We start from the raw sequence: 17,684 nt of genomic DNA, 5'->3' as shown, positions 1-17,684 counted from the left end.
GTGGCGATGGCTGCGGCGTCCGCCGCGGAGGTTGCGTTTCCGACAGAGCGGCCCGAGGGCGCGTGCTTCCCCCGGCCAGCGGAGGACGAGCTGCTCGAGATCTCGCCGCCCGGCTTTTGCTGGTGGCCGGCGGGGCCCCGCGGCCGCGTGCGATACCGCCTGCGGATCACGGACTCGCGCGGCGCTGCGGTGTATGAGTCGCCGGCGCTAAGCGAGCCGGTGCACGTGCCGTCGGTTGTGCTGGCGCCGGGACCGTACCGCTGGGAGGTGCAGGCGTTGGATGCGAAGGGCTATGTGTTGGCCGTGCGCGCCCCGCAAACGTTTGTGATCGCGTCGAACGCGGTCGCACAGCCATGGGTTCCGGCGTCGGTGCTGCTCGCACGCGTCCCACGAGAACGTCCACGTCTGCTGTTCCCGCGTGCGCAGCTTGAGGCGGTACGCGCAACGCTCGCGACGACGCGACGTGAGGCTTTTGCGTCCCTGAGAGGTGCAGCGGATTCAGCGCTCAATTTGAAACCGCCGTCCGAGCCCGATTACGACAAGCTCTCCGATCCTGCGGCGAGACGGCTGGCCTATGTTGAGGCGTTTCGCCGGATGCGGCGGTACCACGATGAGGGAATGACCGCGCTGGCGCTGATGTATCTGCTCTCGGGCGAGCGGCGGTACGGAGAAGCCGCAAAGGCGCTGCTGTTGGGCGCCACGGAGTGGGATCCGGAGGGGATCTCGTCGGTCTCTTCACCGTACGGTGACGAGATTGGTCTGGGTCTGGCGAAGTCGGCCGCGCAGGCATTCGACTGGCTGTATGATCTGCTCGACGGGGCCGAGCGGGAGCGCGTGCGCCAGATGCTGGTGGCACGGGCCGATCAGATGCTGCGGCGGTTGGAGCGGTGGGACTTTCTTGCGCGACCGGAGGAGAGCCATAACGGGCGTTTGCCGGGCTATCTGATGGAGCACGCGATCGCGCTGGCGGAGGAGCCTCGCGCGGAGGCGTGGTTGGACTATGCGCTCAGGGCCGCGCTGACCGTGTTTCCCCACTGGGCGGGCGCTGACGGGGGCTGGGCGGAGGGCATCGCCTACGGACTGGCGTACAACACGATCTACCTGCTGCCCTTTGAATCGCTGCGCGCGGCGACCGGCTTCGATCTGTGGCAGCGCCCATTCTACCGGGATGTCCGGCGGTTTTTCATGTACAACGTGTCGCCCCTCGGGGAGGTTCAGCCATGGGGCGATGGTGAGGAGGGGCAGGTACCGCAGGGCGCTGCCGGCGTGCGTGCGCTGATCCAGTTTCACGCGCTGAAGTACCGAGATCCGGCCGCTCGCGGCTGGGTGACACTGCTGCGCGATCACCGCGGCCGGCCGCCCGGCGTGGGCTGGCAGGCCGGCCTGGTCTTGCCGGACGATCTCGAACCTCTGCCGCCAACGAACCTGCCGCCGGACGGCGTCTGGTGGGGAATTGGATGGGCGGTGTTCCACAGCGATCTGGCTCGGCCCGAGCGCGATCTCATGGTGATGTTCAAATCGTCGCCCTACGGCTCGGTGAGCCACAGCCACGCGGATCAAAACTCCTTTGTGATCATGAAGGGAGGCCGGGCACTCGCAATTCCCGCGGGGTACTACTTTCCGTTCTACGGCGCACCGCACCACGCGCACTATACACGGCAAACGGTGGCGCACAACTGCGTGCTGGTGAACGGGCGGGGACAGGTGGTTCGCGACGCTCGTGCAAACGGCCGGCTGGTGGAGTTTCGCAGCCGGCCAGGCTGGGGGTATGTGCTCGGCGACGCGAGCGCGGCGTATCGCGGGGCGCTGCGGCGATTTCGCCGGCACCTACTTTTGGTGCGGCCGGCGTGGGTGGTGGTGCTGGACGAGCTGGAGGCCGATCAGCCGGCAGAGTTTCAGTGGCTGCTGCATGCGAAGGAGCGGATGGAACTGGACGAAGGCTCGCAGACAGTCGTCGGCCGGAGGGGAGAGGCGCAGATGTGGGTGCGTCTCTTCACCGCGGGCGGTTTCCGCTTTGAGCAGACCGACGGGTGGCCGGTGCCACCGTCGGCGGACTACCCCGCGGTCGCTCCGCGAGAACCTCCGCGCCAGTGGCATTTCACCGCCACGACGCGGCAGAAAACCACTTCGCGCCGCATCGCGGCCGTGATCGCAGTGGATGCCAATGCGGCTGTGGACTGGGATCGCGCGGGGCCGGACGTTCGTATCGAGGCGACAGAGGGTGACGTGCAGCTGACTCTGACGCTGCACCTCTCGCCGGAGGCCGCAACCCTGATCGAAGGGGGGATCCGGGGGAAGAGCGGCGGACCGGTTGAATCGATCCGGGTACCCTGAGTCACTCGGAGAGCACGAGCGGCGGCCGGGAGCAGGCTGCGCTGGGTTTTTGGGCAGGTGGGGTCGGCCGGGGGAGCGGCATTTGACCGCGTGCAAGCGGGGGGGCTATGCTTCGGAGCTTGTCCGGGCTCGACCGCCCGGTGTGGGAACGAGACAGCCGGAGACAGGCAATGACCACGACACTCAGCCGTCGCGCGTTCGTTGGAGCTTCTGTGGTGGGAACGGCCGCGCTAGCTGTCCGCACGGTCGCGGCCGATCAGCGCACGGCCGCCGGTGCGGGCAGCAAAGAGGAGCCGTTCCGGCTGGGGATGGCCGGTTACACCTTCCGGAAGTTTTCGCTCGAAGACACGCTGAAGATGCTGCAGCGAGTGGACGTCCGCTATCTCTGCATCAAGGACTTTCATCTGCCGCTGACCGCGGGCGAAGCGGACATCCGCGCGTTCCACGAGCTGTGCCGCAAGTATGGCGTGACCGGGTATGGTGTGGGGCCCATCTACATGGGCGACGAGGCCGCCGTGGACCAGGCGTTTGAGTATGCGAAGCGGGTCGGCGTGAAGATCATCATTGGTGTGCCATTTGAGACGGTGGAGAAGCGGCGCGTCGAATCCGCCCGACTGCTGAAGTACGTGGAGCGCAAGGTCCGTGAATACGACGTGCGCTATGCGATCCACAACCACGGGCCGGACAACCTCCCGTACGCGACCGCTGATGCGACGATGAAATGGATTGCGGATCTCGATCCCCGCATCGGCATCTGTCTTGACATCGGCCACAACCTGCGCGGTGGCGTCTGCCCGATCGAGGACCTGCGTCGTCACCACACGCGCATCTACGATCTCCACCTGAAGAACGTTACCGCGGCGGACAAGAGCGGCAAGACGGTCGAACTCGGCCGCGGCATCATTGACATTCGCGAGCTGGTGCGCGCGCTGCGCGAGGTCAACTTCGCCGGCGTGTGCAGTCTCGAGTTCGAAAAGGACGAGAACGACCCGCTGCCGGGTGTCGCCGAGTCGGTGGGATACTTTCGGGGCGTGCTCGACGCGACGCGGGCCTGACGGCGCCGTTGCACGCCCGGATTGGGCGACATCGATGCCAGATCGTTCCCTCGTGCTGGTGACCGGCGGCGCCGGGTTCATAGGTTCGCATCTGGTCGAGGCGCTGGCCGCCGACGGCGTGGAGGTGCGGGCGTTCGACAACCTGTCCAGCGGCCGTGCGGAGAACCTCGCCGGCGTGCGGGGGCGGGTGGATCTGATCGTTGGCGATGTGCGGTCGGAGGCGCAGCTGGCCGCCGCGATGGACGGGGTGGGGGTTGTTGTTCACCTCGCGGCACTCGTGTCGGTGGCGGACTCGGTGGAACGGCCGGCGGAGAACTACGAGATCAACGTGATGGGAACAGTGCGGGTGCTGGAGGCGGCGCGGGCGGCGGGCGTGCGGCGGGTCGTGTGCGCGAGTTCCGCCGCGGTCTACGGGAACGAGCCGACGTTGCCCAAGCGCGAAGACATGCCACCGGTGCCGGCCTCGCCCTATGCGGCGGCGAAGCTGGCCGGCGAGCAGATCGCGCGGGTGCATGCGGAGCTGTATGGGCTCGGCACGGTTTCGCTGCGCTTCTTCAACGTGTACGGGCCGCGTCAGGATCCGTCGTCGCCCTATTCGGGCGTGATCTCGCGGTTTGTTGAGGCGCTGGCGCGCGGCGAGCCGCCGCGGGTGTTCGGCGATGGCCGGCAGACGAGGGACTTTGTGTTTGTGCGGGACGTCGTTGCGGCGATTCGACGCGCCGCGGACTCGCCGGCGGTCGGCCGCGGCGAGGTGTTCAACGTCGGCACCGGTCGCGCCAGCTCGCTGCTTGAGGTACTCGGCGTGCTGGGGCCGCTGGCCGGCCACAGTCCCGCCCCTCGGTTTGAGCCGCCCCGCCCGGGCGACGTCCGCCACTCGGTGGCGGACATTTCGCGGATCCGTGAGGTGCTGGGATTCGAGCCGGGCGTCACGCTTGCGGACGGCCTGGCGGAGCTGTGGCGCGGCCGGGTGGCGGCTGCGGCGGGAGGTGTTCGATGAGCTCGCTGTGGCAGCGTGTGCCCGTGGACCGGTTCTACGTGACCACGCCGATTTACTATGTCAACGACCGCCCGCACATCGGGCACGCCTACACGACCGTTGTGGCGGACGTGCTTGCGCGGTATCACCGGCTGTTCGGCGTGCCGACGTTCTTTCTCACCGGCACCGACGAACACGGGCAGAAAGTGCAGCAGGCCGCGCGCGCGGCTGGCATTCCACCCAAGGAACACGCCGACCGGATGGTGCTGCGCTTCCAGGAACTGTGGCGCACGCTGGGCATCACGAATGATGACTTCATCCGCACGACCGAGCCCCGGCATACGACCGCGGTGCAGGCGGTGCTGCGCGAGTTGTACGAGCGGGGTGAGATCTACCGCGCGGAGTACGACGGCTGGTACGACGTCGGTAGCGAGACGTTTGTGACCGAGCGTGACCTGAACCTGCCACCCGGGCGTTCGCCGGCAGACTTGCCCGGTATCGTGCGGATCCGCGAGACGAACTACTTCTTTCGGATGAGCGCCTACCGCGACTGGCTGCTGGACCACATCGAGTCACATCCGGACTTCATCCGGCCGGACTTCCGGCGGAATGAAACGCTCGGCTTCCTGCGCACGCGGGAGCTGGGGGATCTGTGCATTTCGCGGCCGAAGAGCCGGCTCGAATGGGGCATCGAGCTCCCCTTCGACCGCGACTACGTCTGCTACGTGTGGTTCGACGCGCTACTGAACTACATCACTGCGATCGGCTACGGGCGCGATGAGGCGACGTTCCGCCGGTGGTGGCCTGTCTCGTTGCAGCTCATCGGCAAGGACATCCTGACCACGCACAGCGTGTATTGGCCGACCATGCTGAAAGCACTTGGTTTGCCGATGCCCCGCACGATCCTCGCGCACGGCTGGTGGCTGATGGGCGACACCAAGATGAGCAAGTCGCTCGGCAACGTGGTGAACCCGCTCGACATGGTCGGCCGCTACGGGGTGGATGCGTTTCGGTATTTTCTCGTCGCAGAGATGACACTGGGCCAGGACGCGTCGTTTTCGGAGGCGGCGTTTCTCCGCCGATACAACAGCGACCTTGCGAACGATCTCGGCAATCTGCTGAGCCGGCTGGTGACGATGGCGGGCCGCTACTGTGGCGGGCGTCTGCCCCCGGCCGGCCGGCCAGACGACCCCGCCACCGGCGAGCTCGCTGCGGCACTCGACGCGGCGCGCGGCTCGGTCGTGGGAATGCTGACGAGCTACCGGCTGGATGAAGCCGTCGCGGCGACGCTTGCGGCGGTGCGGGCGATCAACCGCTATCTTGAGGTGCGTGCGCCGTGGAACCAGGCGAAAGCGGCAGACCGGGGTCCGCTGCACGCGACGCTGCGGACGGCGGCGGAGGCGCTGCGGATCTGCGCGACGCTGCTGCACCCGGTGATGCCCGGCAAGATGGGCGAACTGAGAGGCGCGCTCGGGTTGCCGGCGGAGCCGTCGGCTCCTGTGGATCTAGCCGATGCGCCCGCGATTCCGGCGGATGCGCCCCTGCGCGCCACCGGCCCGCTGTTCCCGCGGGTGGAGGCTCCGCCGGCGGCGGCTCCCGCCGGACAGCCGCCAACCGCGGCGCCGGAGGGCGTCGTGCTCTCGCTGGAGGAGTTCCGCCGCGCGGAGCTGCGGACCGCGCGTGTGCTGTCCGCGGCGCCGGTACCGAACACCTCGAAACTGCTGAAGCTGGAGATCGACCTGGGCGCGGAGCGGCGAACGATCGTCGCGGGCATCGCGCAGCACTACCGGGCGGAGGAGCTGGTGGGGCGGACCATTGTGGTCGTTGCGAATCTGGCACCCGCGAAGATCCGGGGGATCGAATCTCGCGGCATGTTGCTGGCGGCGTCGTCGGGTGACCGGCTGCGATTGGTGACGGTGGACGGCGAGCTGCCGCCGGGTTCGTCGATCGGCTGATCGCGCGGGGAGGGCGACCAGACTCGCGGGCCTCAGGTCTCGCGGCCCTCTCGTCGCTGGTCGAGCCGCTTCAGAAAGACTTCCATCACACGGTCGTACAGCGCATCCCGAAGCACACGATCCTCCACGTCGCTTTCGACGCTCGGGTTGTCGTTCACCTCGATTACGTAGCAGCGACCGTTCACCACCTTCAGGTCAACGCCGTAGAACCCCTGGCCGATCAGGTTTGCTGCCCGCAGTGCGGTTTGAACGACCCGGCGCGGCGCCAGCTCCACCGGGAGCGCCTTGTAGGGGCCGTAGGCGGCCTCGCCGTTGCCCTGGTGGTGGTACACCTGCCAGTGGTTGCGCGCCATGAAGTACTGGCAGGCAAAGAGCGGCCGCCGATCGAGGATGCCGATGCGCCAGTCGAAATCGGTCCGCACGTACTCCTGCGCGATGAGCAGATCGGAGGTCTCGAGCAGCCGGCTCGTCTGCTGCGCGTACTCCTCGTCGGTGTCCACGCGCACGACGCCCAGCGAGAACGCGGAGTCGGGCTGCTTGAGCACGATCGGCAGCCCGAGCGTGCGCCGGACCTCCTCGACGTTGTTGCGGTGTAGGATGAGCGTGGTCGGGATCGGAATGTCGTGCCGGCGGAGCAGCTCCGCGAGGAACACCTTGTTGGTGCACTTCACGATCGAGTCCGGATCGTCGATCACCACCATGCCCTCCGCCTCTGCGCGGCGCGCGAAGCGGTAGGTGGGATTGTTCACCGCGGTGGTCTCGCGGATGAAAAGCGCGTCGAACTCCGCGAGCTCGCCGTAGTCGTCCTCGCTGATCAGCTCGGCCGAGATGCGCAGCCGCTCGGCCGCCTCGCAGAACCGTTCGAGCGCCTTCTCGTCGGAGGGAGGAGTCGGGTCCTTGCGGTCGCGCAGGATCGCGAGCCGGTAGCGCGCGGGGGCGCGGCGGGAGCGGGTCGCACTGGGGTGGGAGAAGTAGCGGTTCGCGTGCTGGAGCACCACCTCGCGGTGCGCGGCCGGCACCTCGTCCATCGAGATCGCGACCGCGCTGTGCAGTTCCCATCCGTCTTCGCCGCGCACGAAGTGCGCCTTCAGCAGTGGCACCGGGAACAGGTTGAAGAGGCTGCGCGCGAGCCGGTCGTACCGGGCGTTGAGGCTCCGCCCGAAATACACCGGCAGCGAACTGCGGTTACTCTGCAGATGCGCGAGCGCACGGTCCATCACGTCGTCGAGATCGCCGGACATCGCGCGCGCGACGGAGGGAAAACGCAGGTCCTGCATCGTCGCGACGTTCGGCAGGGGCTTATGCCCGCGCGCCTCCGCGAGCAGCGAGACGTAGTAGCCCGCCGTCTGGTAGCGGTAGGACCGACACAGGTTGTACACGCGGCAGCGCGGCAGGCTCGAGTAGCGCGGGTCGGTCAGATACTCGCGCGCCGAGACCACCTGCAGGTTCGGCGCGTGCAGCGGCCACTCCGCGGGATCGTCAACGACGCACAAGCTCAGCGGCATCGTGGGCGCTCCGCGGCGCGATGCAGGCGCGGTGGCGGACGCGGGGTCACGGGCTCACCCGCCCGGCATGGGGTCGGATCGATCCATGGTGGATGCGCGACCATGGTCGGACCAAGCCGGTCCACTGTCAAGAGGGGGCGCCCGCGCGCCGGTTGACGCTCCACCCCCGTCAGCCCACGCTTTAGCAGTGACGGGAGCGCAATGGGGATGAGCAGGCGGCAGGTCCGTTGTGTCGGGCGGCGGGCTGCTGTGGCGCTGCTGGCGGCCGCGAGCGTGGCCGCGGACGACCGCGGGAGCTGGCGAGCGCTCGGGCGGCTCCAGCCGCGGACCGCGCGCGAGGTGGGCGAGTCGCCCTGGTCGATCGGCGCGGAAACGCTCGACCGCGACTACGCGCGGTATGAGGCCTATCGCGAGCAGCTGGGCGAGCTTGGCGCTACGCGCGTGCGGCTGCAGGCCGGCTGGCAGAAGTGTGAACGCGAACGGGGCAGGATCGACCTCGAGTGGCTGGAGGCGATCGTGGAGGATGCGCTCGCGCGGGGTGTGCGGCCGTGGCTGGAGCTCAGCTACGGGAACACCAACTATGCTGGCGGCGGCGGCACGGGATTGGGCGCGGCGCTGCCGAACTCCGACGAGGCCCTTTCTGCGTGGGAGCGATGGGTTGCGGCAACGGTTCGCCGGTTCCGCGGCCGCGTTCGCGAGTGGGAGGTCTGGAACGAGCCGGACCTGCCGCAAAGCGGCATCGGGCCTGAGGAGTTCGCGGAGTTTCATGCCCGTACTGCCGCGGTGATCCGCCGCGAACAGCCGGACGCACAGATCTGGGCGCTGGCGCTCGCGGGTGATACGCGCTTTGCAGAGCGGTTTCTCCGCCGCCTCGCGGAGACCGGCCGAACCCATTTGTTTGACGCGATCACGGTGCACGGCTACCCCGAAAATCCGGATGACCTGCGCCTCCTTCATCGCGTTCGCGCGCTCGCTGCCCGGTGGGCGCCACATGCGGCGGTGCTGCAGGGCGAAACCGGCGCGCCCTCCACCAGCAACACGTTCGGCGCACTCCGCGGTCGTCCGTGGAGCGAGCGCACGCAGGCGAAGTGGAACCTCCGGCGGCTACTTGCCCACCTTCACGAGGAGGTGCCGGTCATCCATCTGTTCACGATCGCGGACCTGCGCTACCCCGGGGGCTGGAATACGAAGGGACTGCTGCGAATGAGCGAGGATGGCCGTGTGGTGGGGAAAAAAGAGGCGTGGTTCGCCGCGCAGCATCTGTTCTCGGTGCTGGATGGCCGCTGGGCCCGGCTGCGGGAGTTTCCGTGGCAGGCGTCGGTCACCGGCGGGCTCGCGGTCTCCGCGTACCGCCGGAGCGATCCCGCCGCCGATCTGGTGGCGATCTGGAGGACGTCGGCCCCACCCGTGGAGCGGGACGATTGGAGGCGGGTGGATCTCCGATTGCCCGCCGCACAGTTTGCGGAGCCGGTGTGGGTGGATTTCCGTAGCGGCACAGTGTGCGAAATCCCAGTCGGCGCGTGGTCACGGGAAGCGACAGGGTGGTGTTTCCGCGGCGTTCCGATCTGCGATTCGCCGATCGCGCTGGTGGATCGTGCCGCGCTGGTACTTCGGCCGTGCGGCGAAGATGTCGCACCGGCCGCCTCCGCAAGCGGCGAAGCGAGACGATGATCAGCGGCGCGCGGTGAGCTCGTCGAGCACGCGCTCGCGGACGCGCCGCACCGCCGCCGGGTCAGGCAAAATCGAGAGGGAACGCAGCCCGCCCGCGTTCGGGATCGGGACCAGTTCGCGCGCGGCCGCGAGCGCCGGCGACGCCGCACCGCCGACGGCCTCGAGCAGTTTCAGCAGTTCGTAGTCCTCGGCGCCTTCGCGCACCTGGGCGAGACGGATTGAGGGGACCGGCCCCTCGACACCTACGCTCGCGCCCGGATAGGCGAGATAGCCGTCGCCATTCGGATAACGGGTGAAGTAGTAGTGCGCGCCGTCATCGCTCTGTCGAATGTATGAATGCCAACCGAAGCGCCACGGATCGAACGTCCACCACGAGACACCCCAAAACTCGTAGCCCCGGGCACCATACCGGTAGCAGTAGTAGGGGAGCAGCCGCTCGGTGGCCAGGTATGGCGTGTCGATCGCCATTTGTCCGTCGCAGGTGAACAGGATGCCCCGACCGGCCGCGCGCAACCGCTCCATTGTCTCGACCGGGAAACAGCCATACTGGCCCACACCCCACACGTCGAGCGCGTCGTCCCACGCGGCACAGTGACGCCATGTGCTCGAATAGATGGGCAGCCGGGCGCCCGACTCGTGGTACATTCGGCAGAGCTCCCGCATCTGTTCCACGACGAACTGGTGGTGAACGTGGGGCTCGTCAGCGATGTAGAGCAGGTACCGGTCATGCCACCCCCGTGCACGCATTCGGTCTGCAAACAGGCGGGCGGCCTGCTGCATGGCCGACTTCCATTCCGTCGACATCGCCTCCAAGCCGAAGCGGGACGACGGCCGGTAGGCCCACCCGAACAGGTAGAAGAAATGGGGGGCATAGGCGGCGGCCATGCCCAGTTCGTTGAAGCAGTACGCCGCCTCGGCCTCATAGGCGGCGGAGTCCATCTCCACCTGGCCATTGAGCCGGCGGAACTCCGGCTCGGGCAGGATACGGTCAATGCCCACGCGATGTTCGGCCAGCAGCTTCAGCCAAGCCCGTCGGCGCCCGCCGCCGACCTCTGCAATGCCGCTGCCAAAGTCACCGCCGGGTCCCGTCCGCAGGTCGAGCAGAATCTGCAGCGACGGTCGGCGCGGCAGGGTGAGGGGCAGCACCTCCACCGAGAGCGGCACTTCAGCGAACATGCGCCCGTCAATGCGCACTTGCACGCTCCCCTCATGGAGAGCGCTTGGAGCGCTGTCGGGAACGCGGATCGTGATCCAGAACGGCTGGTTGCAGCGGGCCTCCACCCTTGCGCGGTTGGTTGGCACCAGCGGGTCCGGCCATTCTGCGGCCCAGCCGTCCGTGCTTCCGCCGCGGCGTGGCCGGCGGCGATGGCCCGGCGGGCCGTCATCGCGAAAGTATCCACTCGGGTGGTCCACCGGCACGTAGCCGACCGCCGCCACTTCTGCGGTGAGGGTTGAGCCACCCGGACCTCGCAGCGGCGTCGGCTCGAGCACGACCTCGCGCGGCGCGTCACCGGCGTACACGGCCAGCTGGGCAACCTCGGCCTCGCCGCGGGCGGCCCTCAGCCGAATCGGTGCGGCCGCCGCGGCGGGCGGCGGGTCATCGCGGAAGATCTTCACCAGCGGATCTGCGTTCCAGAGGCGGGGCGACGGGCCGGCTGCCGCGCCGGGCGCCGCCAGCGCGGCGATGCGGCCGCGTTCCACGCGCGCCAGATACACTGCGCGATGCCGTAGCACGCCGGGTCGGTTCACCGTCAGATGCAGCGAGATGGTCGCGGCCTCGGGCGGTGCACGAAAGACTGTGCTGCTGAGCGTCCAGCCGTGGTGGGTTGCGCCGGGCGCAGTGCTGATCGCCCACTCTCCCGGCACCAGCGCACCGTCCGCCGTGCGCAAATGGGCGTGAACGGCTGCGCCGGCGGCGCCGCCCTCCGCCTTCAGGAGGCCGGCCAGCACGTAGCTGGCCCCAGGTTCCACCGGAATCGGCTCGGAGGTCCATCCCGTCCAAGCGTTGGAGGCGGCGGTCGAATCGAATTCCAATGTTGGGACGCCGTCCACCATATGGGCGCCAGCGCGAGCGAGGTCGGCGCGGCCCTGGAATCGCCAGCTGCGTCCCGGCGAGCGACCGTCCGCGGAACACAAGGGGGGCGCGAGGTTGTCTGTGGTCGGAAACGCTGAGAGCTCGAGGGGAGCGGCTGCGAGGTCGCAAAGGAACACGTCCCAAGCGGCGGGTGCGTCGGGCGCTCGCTCGAGCAGCGCGAGCTCGCCTAGCCGCACGGCGCCAACCGGTGTGCCGTCAGGCCGTGTTGCGCGCAGTCCGCCGGCGGGCCGGCCGCCATACCAGCGGCCGCCGAGAGGGCGAAGATCAACGAGCACCGCGCCGGGCGCCGCCGTGGTGACGGGGCTGGCGAGCTCCACGCGCGCGGCGACAACGTCGCCCGGCACGAAGCGCGGTTCGAACGGCGGCGGCGACGGGGTCGGGGGCAGCACCTCGACGCGCGCGGAGACCACCTTGAGTGCGGGGCCGCCGGAGATTGGTAGGAGCGTGACGTCGTCGTACGCCGCCTCGCCGTCGCCGTACAGCAGTGTGCCGACCGTGGCGCTGGTGGCGCCCGTCGGCACATCGAACGCCACGGCGACGCGGGTCCAGTCGCAGGTACGACTGTCGAGATCGGCATGGCGGATGATCGGAGGGCCCCCGTTGGTGTGCACGTGCACGAACCAGCCGGCGCGGCCGCGGAGTTCGTGTGAGCGGACCCAACCGGAGAGCTCGTACCGGCGGCCACCCGCCAGCGCCGGGATGTGCTGGCGCCACTGCACCCACGCGGGCGGTGCGCCGCTGGCCACGGAGACCGTTACCCCCGCCGTGCCGCCGCGGCCCGCCGTGGGGCTCCAGGCGGTTCGATGGGCGGGACTGGTGGTGGCGGGCTGCCAGTCGTGCGGGCGACCGCGCTCCGCGAATTCGAATGCGCCGTTCCGCAGGCCCGCCCTCCAGAACTCCGGCACCGGCGCCGCGCGCGGGTTGTCGGCGTAGACATAGAGGCGCACGACGCCGCCAGCCCCGAGATGAACCGGGACGCACAGCCGGTCGCCGACCAGCACGGTGCCCTCACGGCGGGACCGCCCCGTGGTGGTGACGATGTCGTACAGCAGTTCAGTGTCCGGCTCGATCGCGACGCGCAGCTCCGCGACGCGCGCGCCAGCCAACGGCGCAAGGTCCAGTTCGACGGTTTCCGCCACGGCGGCGGTCGGCGACGCGTTGGTGAGCTCCACGGCGAGTCGGCGGCGCCAGATGCCGTCGAGCCCGGCCGAGAGGTCCGTATGCCAAGGTGCCAAGATCGCGAGCAGAAGCAGTCCCGTATTCATGCCCGCATCGTGACGGTGATGTGGCGCGGTTGCAAACCTTCGGCAGTGTGTCGGCGTGTACGACGCTAGCACGAAGGGGACGGGTCAGACCGGAGGAGGGGGGGAGCGGAGTCGATCGCGCTGGACACGACCGACGCGATCCAGTCGGCGGCGGCCGAGGCGGGGTGCAGACCGTCGGGACGGCAAGCAGATTCACCACCGGGATGCGCGGCGACGAACGCCTCCCAGCCGGCGGCCAGGTCCGCCAGCGCCGCGTGGTGGTCGGCTGCGGTGCGGCGCCAGACGGCGGCGTAGTCGGAGAAGCGCGGTCGCGTTGGGGCGTACCGGCCGGACGGTGGGGGCGGGATCATCACGACGGCGCGGGAGGCCGGATTGGTGCCGGCGAGCGCGCGTAGCAGCGTCGTCAGATGATCGGAGGACTCCTCGAGCGTGCAGCGGCGTCGCTCGTCTGCGTCGTTGATCGCGAACTCGATCAGCACGCCATCCGGCTGCAGGGCCAGCACGCGGGGTCCGAACGCGCGTACCGCGTCGCGGGACGTCCATCCCCAGCCGGAGCGGTTCAGCACTTCGATGTCGGGCCGGGTGGAACGCAGTACCGCAACCCACGCACCGCCGCATGCGCGCCACGGCGCCCAGCGCACGCGCTCGGTGGAGATGCTCGAGCCGTACACGACCCAGCGCCGGCGACCGCTCATCGCCAGAGCCACCAGAGCACCGCGGCGCCGGCGCCCACCGCGGCGAGCGTGAAGGGCGCGCCGATGCGGAGAAACTCGCCAAACCGCACCAGGTGGCCCTCGCGGCGCAGCAGTCCGACCGCGACAACGTTTGCGGAGGCACCGATCGGCGTCAAATTGCCGCCCAGACATGAGCCGATCAACAGCGCGAACAACAGCAGTGCGGGTTCCCGCGCGCCGATCTGCGTCGAGAGCGTGCTGACCACCGGAATCATTGCCGCCAGGTAGGGCACGTTGTCCACGAATCCGGACACCGCCACGCTGAGCGCCAGCACCAGGGCGAAGGCGCCGCCGACGCTGCGGCCGGACCAGCCGGCGAGCATGCGGGCGAGCCGGTCCAACCAGCCCGACGAGGACAGCGAGCCCACCAGCACAAAGACGCCCATCAGGAAGAACGTCGTGTCCCAGTCCAGCGACCGGATCAGGTCTCGCAGCCGGCCCCAGCGCGCGGCGGTGCGATACCAGAGCAAGCCCACCGCGGCCAGCGCGCTCGCCCAGGCGCCGGCCAGCCACTGAAAGTCCGGATCGAACCGGTGCGTGGTGGTCAGGCCGACCACGAACACCGCCAGCAGCACGGTCGGCGTCCACGCGCGCGGCGGCTCGATCGTGATCGGCTCGACCGGTTCACGGTGACGGCGCAGCAGCCAGCCGCTGACCACCATCGAGGCGACCGCGCCGGACTGCACGATCCAGAACACGGAGGGTCGCCCGCGATAGAAGAAGAACTGGTTGAACGACAGATGCATGTGGCCGGCGAGGATCATGCTGGGCGGGTCACCGATGAGTGTGGCGGTGCCCTGTAGATTCGAGCAGAGCGCGATGAGCACCAACAGCCGAACCGGGGAGACGCCCAACCGCCGGCACAACGTCAGCGCGACCGGCGCGACGAGCAACACTACCGCGACGTTCTCCAGCACCACCGACATCGCCGAGGCCAGCCCACAGATCGCGAGCATCGCACCGGTGCCGGTGCGCGTTCGCCGCAGCACCGCCTCCGCGATTACAGCGGGCATGCGCGACTGCATGAACAGTTCCGCCAGGATCAGCGTGCCGAAGAACAACAGCACGACGTTCCACGACACGTGCTCGGTCAGCGCGATCCGCCAGGGCACCGCGCCGACCAGCATCAGCACCGCCGCCGCGCCCACGGCGCACAGTGCGCGCCGGCGCGGCAGCAGCACAAACAGCACATATGCGGCGGCGAACACCGCCGGTGGCCACCACGACAGGTCCATGCGGTTGTCCCGGCGCCGTATCGTCGCCGTCAGCTGCGGCCCGCGCAAGCGGCGCGCCGCGCGATCGCAGTTGACATATCAAATACTCATGATATATTGAGACTATGAACAACAGACGCGAATGGTCGTGCGGCGGACTCCCGGCGGCGACGCTCGAGCAAGTCGCGGACCTGCTGCGGGTGATCGCGCACCCGGTTCGGCTAAAGCTGCTGGAGCTGCTGCGGGACCGGCGGGGCGCGTCGGTCGGGGAACTGGCGCGGGCGGTGGGCGAGTCGCCGGCGGCGACGTCGCAGCACCTCAACCAGCTGCGGCGCGCGGGTGCGCTGAGCGCGGTGCGGGACGGACGGCGGGTGCGGTACCGAATCGGGGACGAGCGGATCCAGAAACTGGTGCGGTGCGTCTGTTGCGCGGGAGCGGCCGGGGCGAAAGGAGGTGCGGGATGACAGTGGCGGCGTGTTGGATCTCAGTCGCGATGGCGGCGGCGATGCCGGCTGGTGCGCTGACGCTGGAAGAGTGCATCCGGGCCGCGCTGGAGCACAATCCAGACGCGGCGGCGGCGGAGGAGCGGGTGATCGCCGCGCGGGCGGCGCTGCGACAGGCGCGGTCCGCCGGGTGGCCGATGGTGGGCGTGTCCGCTCAGCATGCTCGCACCGACAATCCGCCGCAGGCGTTCATGATGGCGCTCAACCAGCGTGCGCTCGATATGCGCGATCCCGCGTTCGATCCGAACGATCCGGACGACACCGGCAACACGCGGCTCTCGATCGGGCTGAAGTGGCGACTGCTGGACTTCGGACGGCGCGCGGCAGGCGTCGAGGCGGCCGCCGCAATGGCGCGTGCGCGAGAGGCGGCCGCAGAGGCGGTGCGGAACCAGCTCGCCTACGAGGTGACGCGCGCCTGGTACGGCGCGCTGCAGGCGCGCGAGTTCGAGCGGGTGCAGACCGCGCAGGTCGCGTCGCTGGAGGAGAGCCTGCGGATTGCGCGGGAACGCGAGGCCCGCGGCGCGGCGATCCGTGGTGACGTGCTGTCGATCGAGGTGCGGCTGAGCGAGGCGCGGGAGGACTTGGTGCGCGCGCGCAACGCCGTCAGCCTGGCGATCGCCGCACTGAATACCGCGATCGGGCGCGATCTGGCCTCGCCCGAGCGGCTTCCGGAGCGCGGCGAGGTGACGGTAGAGCCCGAGGGTGAACTGCGGGACGACCTGCCGCTGGAGGACCATCCCGCCGCGCGTGCGGTCGCCGCGGCAGCAGACGCGCGTCGCGCCGCTGCGCGACGCGCGCGCGCGGAGTTCCGTCCAACGCTCAGCGCATTCGCGTCGAGCGACTGGGACGCGGAGGACGTCGACGGCTTCGAACGCAGTTACCTGGCGGGGGTTGTTGCGGAGCTCGACCTGTTTGACGGTTTTCGTCGGCGCGGCGCGGTGGAGGAAGCCGCTGCGGAGGTGCGCGCGGCGGACGCGGAAGCGCGACGGACGATGGACCAGCTGCGCTTCGAGCTGCGGCAGGCGGTGATCCGTGCCCGCGAGGCGGCGGAGCGGCTGAAGGTGGTCACACGGGCGGCGTCCGCGGCGGACGAAGCGCTGCGCATTGCGCGCGCGCGGTACGAGCAGGGCGCCGCGGACCTCGCGGAGCTGTTGAACGCGGAAGTGGCGCAGGCGTCGATTCGCAGCCGTCACGTCGCCGCGCTGTACGACCACCGGATCGCGCTCGCGAACGTGGAGCGGGCGCAGGGACGGCTGGCGGCCGCGTTTGCGGCACGGGGCGGCGCGCGGTGAGGAATATCGACGGTGGCGGCATGCAAGGGAGGTTGGCGATGAACACACGGTGGATCTCGAAGTTGGCGGCGGCTCGGAAGCCGCTGCTGGGAGCGGCGGGACTCGTCGCGCTGGTGGTGTGGTCGGCCGGTGGCTGTGGGCAGAACGTGGCGCCGGGTGTGGCGCCGGCCCCGCTGGGCGATCCGTTGCCCCCGGGAGCGGTGACGCTGCGCGTCGCCCGCGTGCGTGCGCCCGGCTGGGTGGAGGTGCCGGCGACAGTGGAATCCGAGTCGAAGGCGACGCTGAGCGCGAAAGTCCCAGCGCACGTGCGGGAGGTGCTGGTAGGGGCGGGCGCGGTGGTGCGCGAAGGGCAGGAGCTGATCCGGCTTGATGACCGGGAGATCGCCGAGCAGGTCGCCGCCGCGGAGGCGCAGCTGCGCCAGGCCGAGGCGGAATATCGGCGCACGAAGGGCCTGTTCGACTCCAACGCGGCGACGGAGCAACAGCTGCTGGCTGCGGAAACCGCGCGCGAGGCAGCCCGTGCGCAGCTCGAACGGGCGAAGGTGATGCTGTCCTACACCCGCATCATCTCGCCGATGGACGGTGTGGTCACCGACCGGCGTGTGGAGCCCGGAGACCTCGCGTCGCCGGGCATGCCGCTGCTGGCGGTGTATGACCCCCGCCGGATGCGGGTGGAAGCGGCGGTGCCGATGCGGCTGGTGGAGCGGCTGAGTGTTGGCCAGGAGGTGGAGGTGGAGTTCGCCCAGCCCGCGGTCTGTCGGCGCGGGACGGTGTCGGAAATCGTGTCGGAGGTGGATCCGGCGACGCGCACGCAGCGCGTGAAGGTGCGGCTGGCGGAGTCGGAGGGGCTCAAGCCCGGCGCGTTTGCGCGGCTGATCGTGCCGACCGAGCCGTTGGAGCGCATCCGGGTGCCGGCGGGGGCGGTGGAACGGGTGGGCCAACTGGAATACGTCCGGGTGGTCCGGGGTGACCGGATGGTGCGCCGGCTGGTGCGAACGGGCGTGGGGCGGGACGGCCAGATCGAGGTGCTTTCGGGCCTCGACGATGGCGACGTGGTGGTGCTGCTGCGCGCGGAGGGCTGAGCG

Annotated in this window: 12 protein-coding genes; 8 read left to right on the top strand and 4 right to left on the bottom strand. The window is 69.5% G+C overall.

The features are described from left to right. Nucleotides 1-6: 6 nt before the first annotated feature. From N2652_12220 to metG, 4 genes are all read left to right on the top strand, one after another. Nucleotides 7-2,334 (top strand): heparinase II/III family protein, encoded by a 2,328-nt coding sequence (locus tag N2652_12220; protein ID MCX7819952.1) that lies wholly within the window; start codon nt 7-9, stop codon nt 2,332-2,334. A 170-nt stretch (nt 2,335-2,504) separates the two neighbouring features. Next, nucleotides 2,505-3,389, top strand: coding sequence for a sugar phosphate isomerase/epimerase (locus tag N2652_12215; protein MCX7819951.1), 885 nt, complete (start codon nt 2,505-2,507; stop codon nt 3,387-3,389). Between the two features lie 34 nt (nt 3,390-3,423). Then, entirely contained in the window at nt 3,424-4,386 is a 963-nt protein-coding gene (locus N2652_12210) for an NAD-dependent epimerase/dehydratase family protein (GenBank protein ID MCX7819950.1), read from the top strand. Continuing rightward, nucleotides 4,383-6,320 carry a methionine--tRNA ligase gene (gene metG, locus N2652_12205; protein ID MCX7819949.1) on the top strand — a complete coding sequence of 646 codons (1,938 nt, stop codon included), beginning with the start codon at nt 4,383-4,385 and terminating at the stop codon, nt 6,318-6,320. Before N2652_12210 ends, metG begins: the two co-directional genes overlap by 4 nt. Before the next feature lie 32 nt (nt 6,321-6,352). On the opposite strand, the gene N2652_12200 is transcribed toward metG, so the two are convergent. Beyond that, entirely contained in the window at nt 6,353-7,825 is a 1,473-nt protein-coding gene (locus tag N2652_12200; GenBank protein MCX7819948.1) for a RimK family protein, read from the bottom strand. 207 nt (nt 7,826-8,032) lie between these two features. Here N2652_12200 and N2652_12195 point away from each other — a divergent pair, with 207 nt between their 5' ends. After that, nucleotides 8,033-9,496 (top strand): hypothetical protein, encoded by a 1,464-nt coding sequence (locus N2652_12195; protein ID MCX7819947.1) that lies wholly within the window; start codon nt 8,033-8,035, stop codon nt 9,494-9,496. Here the strand turns inward: N2652_12195 and N2652_12190 are convergent, their stop codons facing one another. The 3 genes from N2652_12190 to N2652_12180 form a co-directional block, all read right to left on the bottom strand. Next, nucleotides 9,497-12,856, bottom strand: coding sequence for a DUF4091 domain-containing protein (locus tag N2652_12190; GenBank protein MCX7819946.1), 3,360 nt, complete (start codon nt 12,854-12,856; stop codon nt 9,497-9,499). A gap of 65 nt (nt 12,857-12,921) precedes the next feature. Next, nucleotides 12,922-13,551: an SGNH/GDSL hydrolase family protein gene (locus N2652_12185; GenBank protein MCX7819945.1), complete on the bottom strand. Its 630-nt coding sequence runs from the start codon at nt 13,549-13,551 to the stop codon at nt 12,922-12,924. After that, entirely contained in the window at nt 13,548-14,825 is a 1,278-nt protein-coding gene (locus N2652_12180) for an SLC13 family permease (protein MCX7819944.1), read from the bottom strand. The genes N2652_12185 and N2652_12180 overlap by 4 nt, the downstream gene beginning before the upstream one ends. A 104-nt stretch (nt 14,826-14,929) precedes the next feature. On the opposite strand from N2652_12180, the gene N2652_12175 reads away from it, so the two are divergent. Genes N2652_12175 through N2652_12165 form a run of 3 tightly spaced genes read left to right on the top strand, consistent with a single transcriptional unit; the run spans nt 14,930 to nt 17,681 of the window. Continuing rightward, entirely contained in the window at nt 14,930-15,268 is a 339-nt protein-coding gene (locus tag N2652_12175) for a metalloregulator ArsR/SmtB family transcription factor (protein MCX7819943.1), read from the top strand. Then, nucleotides 15,265-16,599 carry a TolC family protein gene (locus N2652_12170; protein MCX7819942.1) on the top strand — a complete coding sequence of 445 codons (1,335 nt, stop codon included), beginning with the start codon at nt 15,265-15,267 and terminating at the stop codon, nt 16,597-16,599. The genes N2652_12175 and N2652_12170 overlap by 4 nt, the downstream gene beginning before the upstream one ends. A 38-nt stretch (nt 16,600-16,637) precedes the next feature. Continuing rightward, nucleotides 16,638-17,681, top strand: a complete 1,044-nt coding sequence (locus N2652_12165; GenBank protein MCX7819941.1) for an efflux RND transporter periplasmic adaptor subunit — start codon at nt 16,638-16,640, stop codon at nt 17,679-17,681. The last annotated feature ends 3 nt before the right edge of the window (nt 17,682-17,684 follow it).

This window comes from Kiritimatiellia bacterium, assembly GCA_026417735.1.
GTDB lineage: Bacteria > Verrucomicrobiota > Kiritimatiellia > PWTM01 > PWTM01 > CAACVY01.
This window is presented reverse-complemented; position numbering and strand designations above follow the sequence as displayed.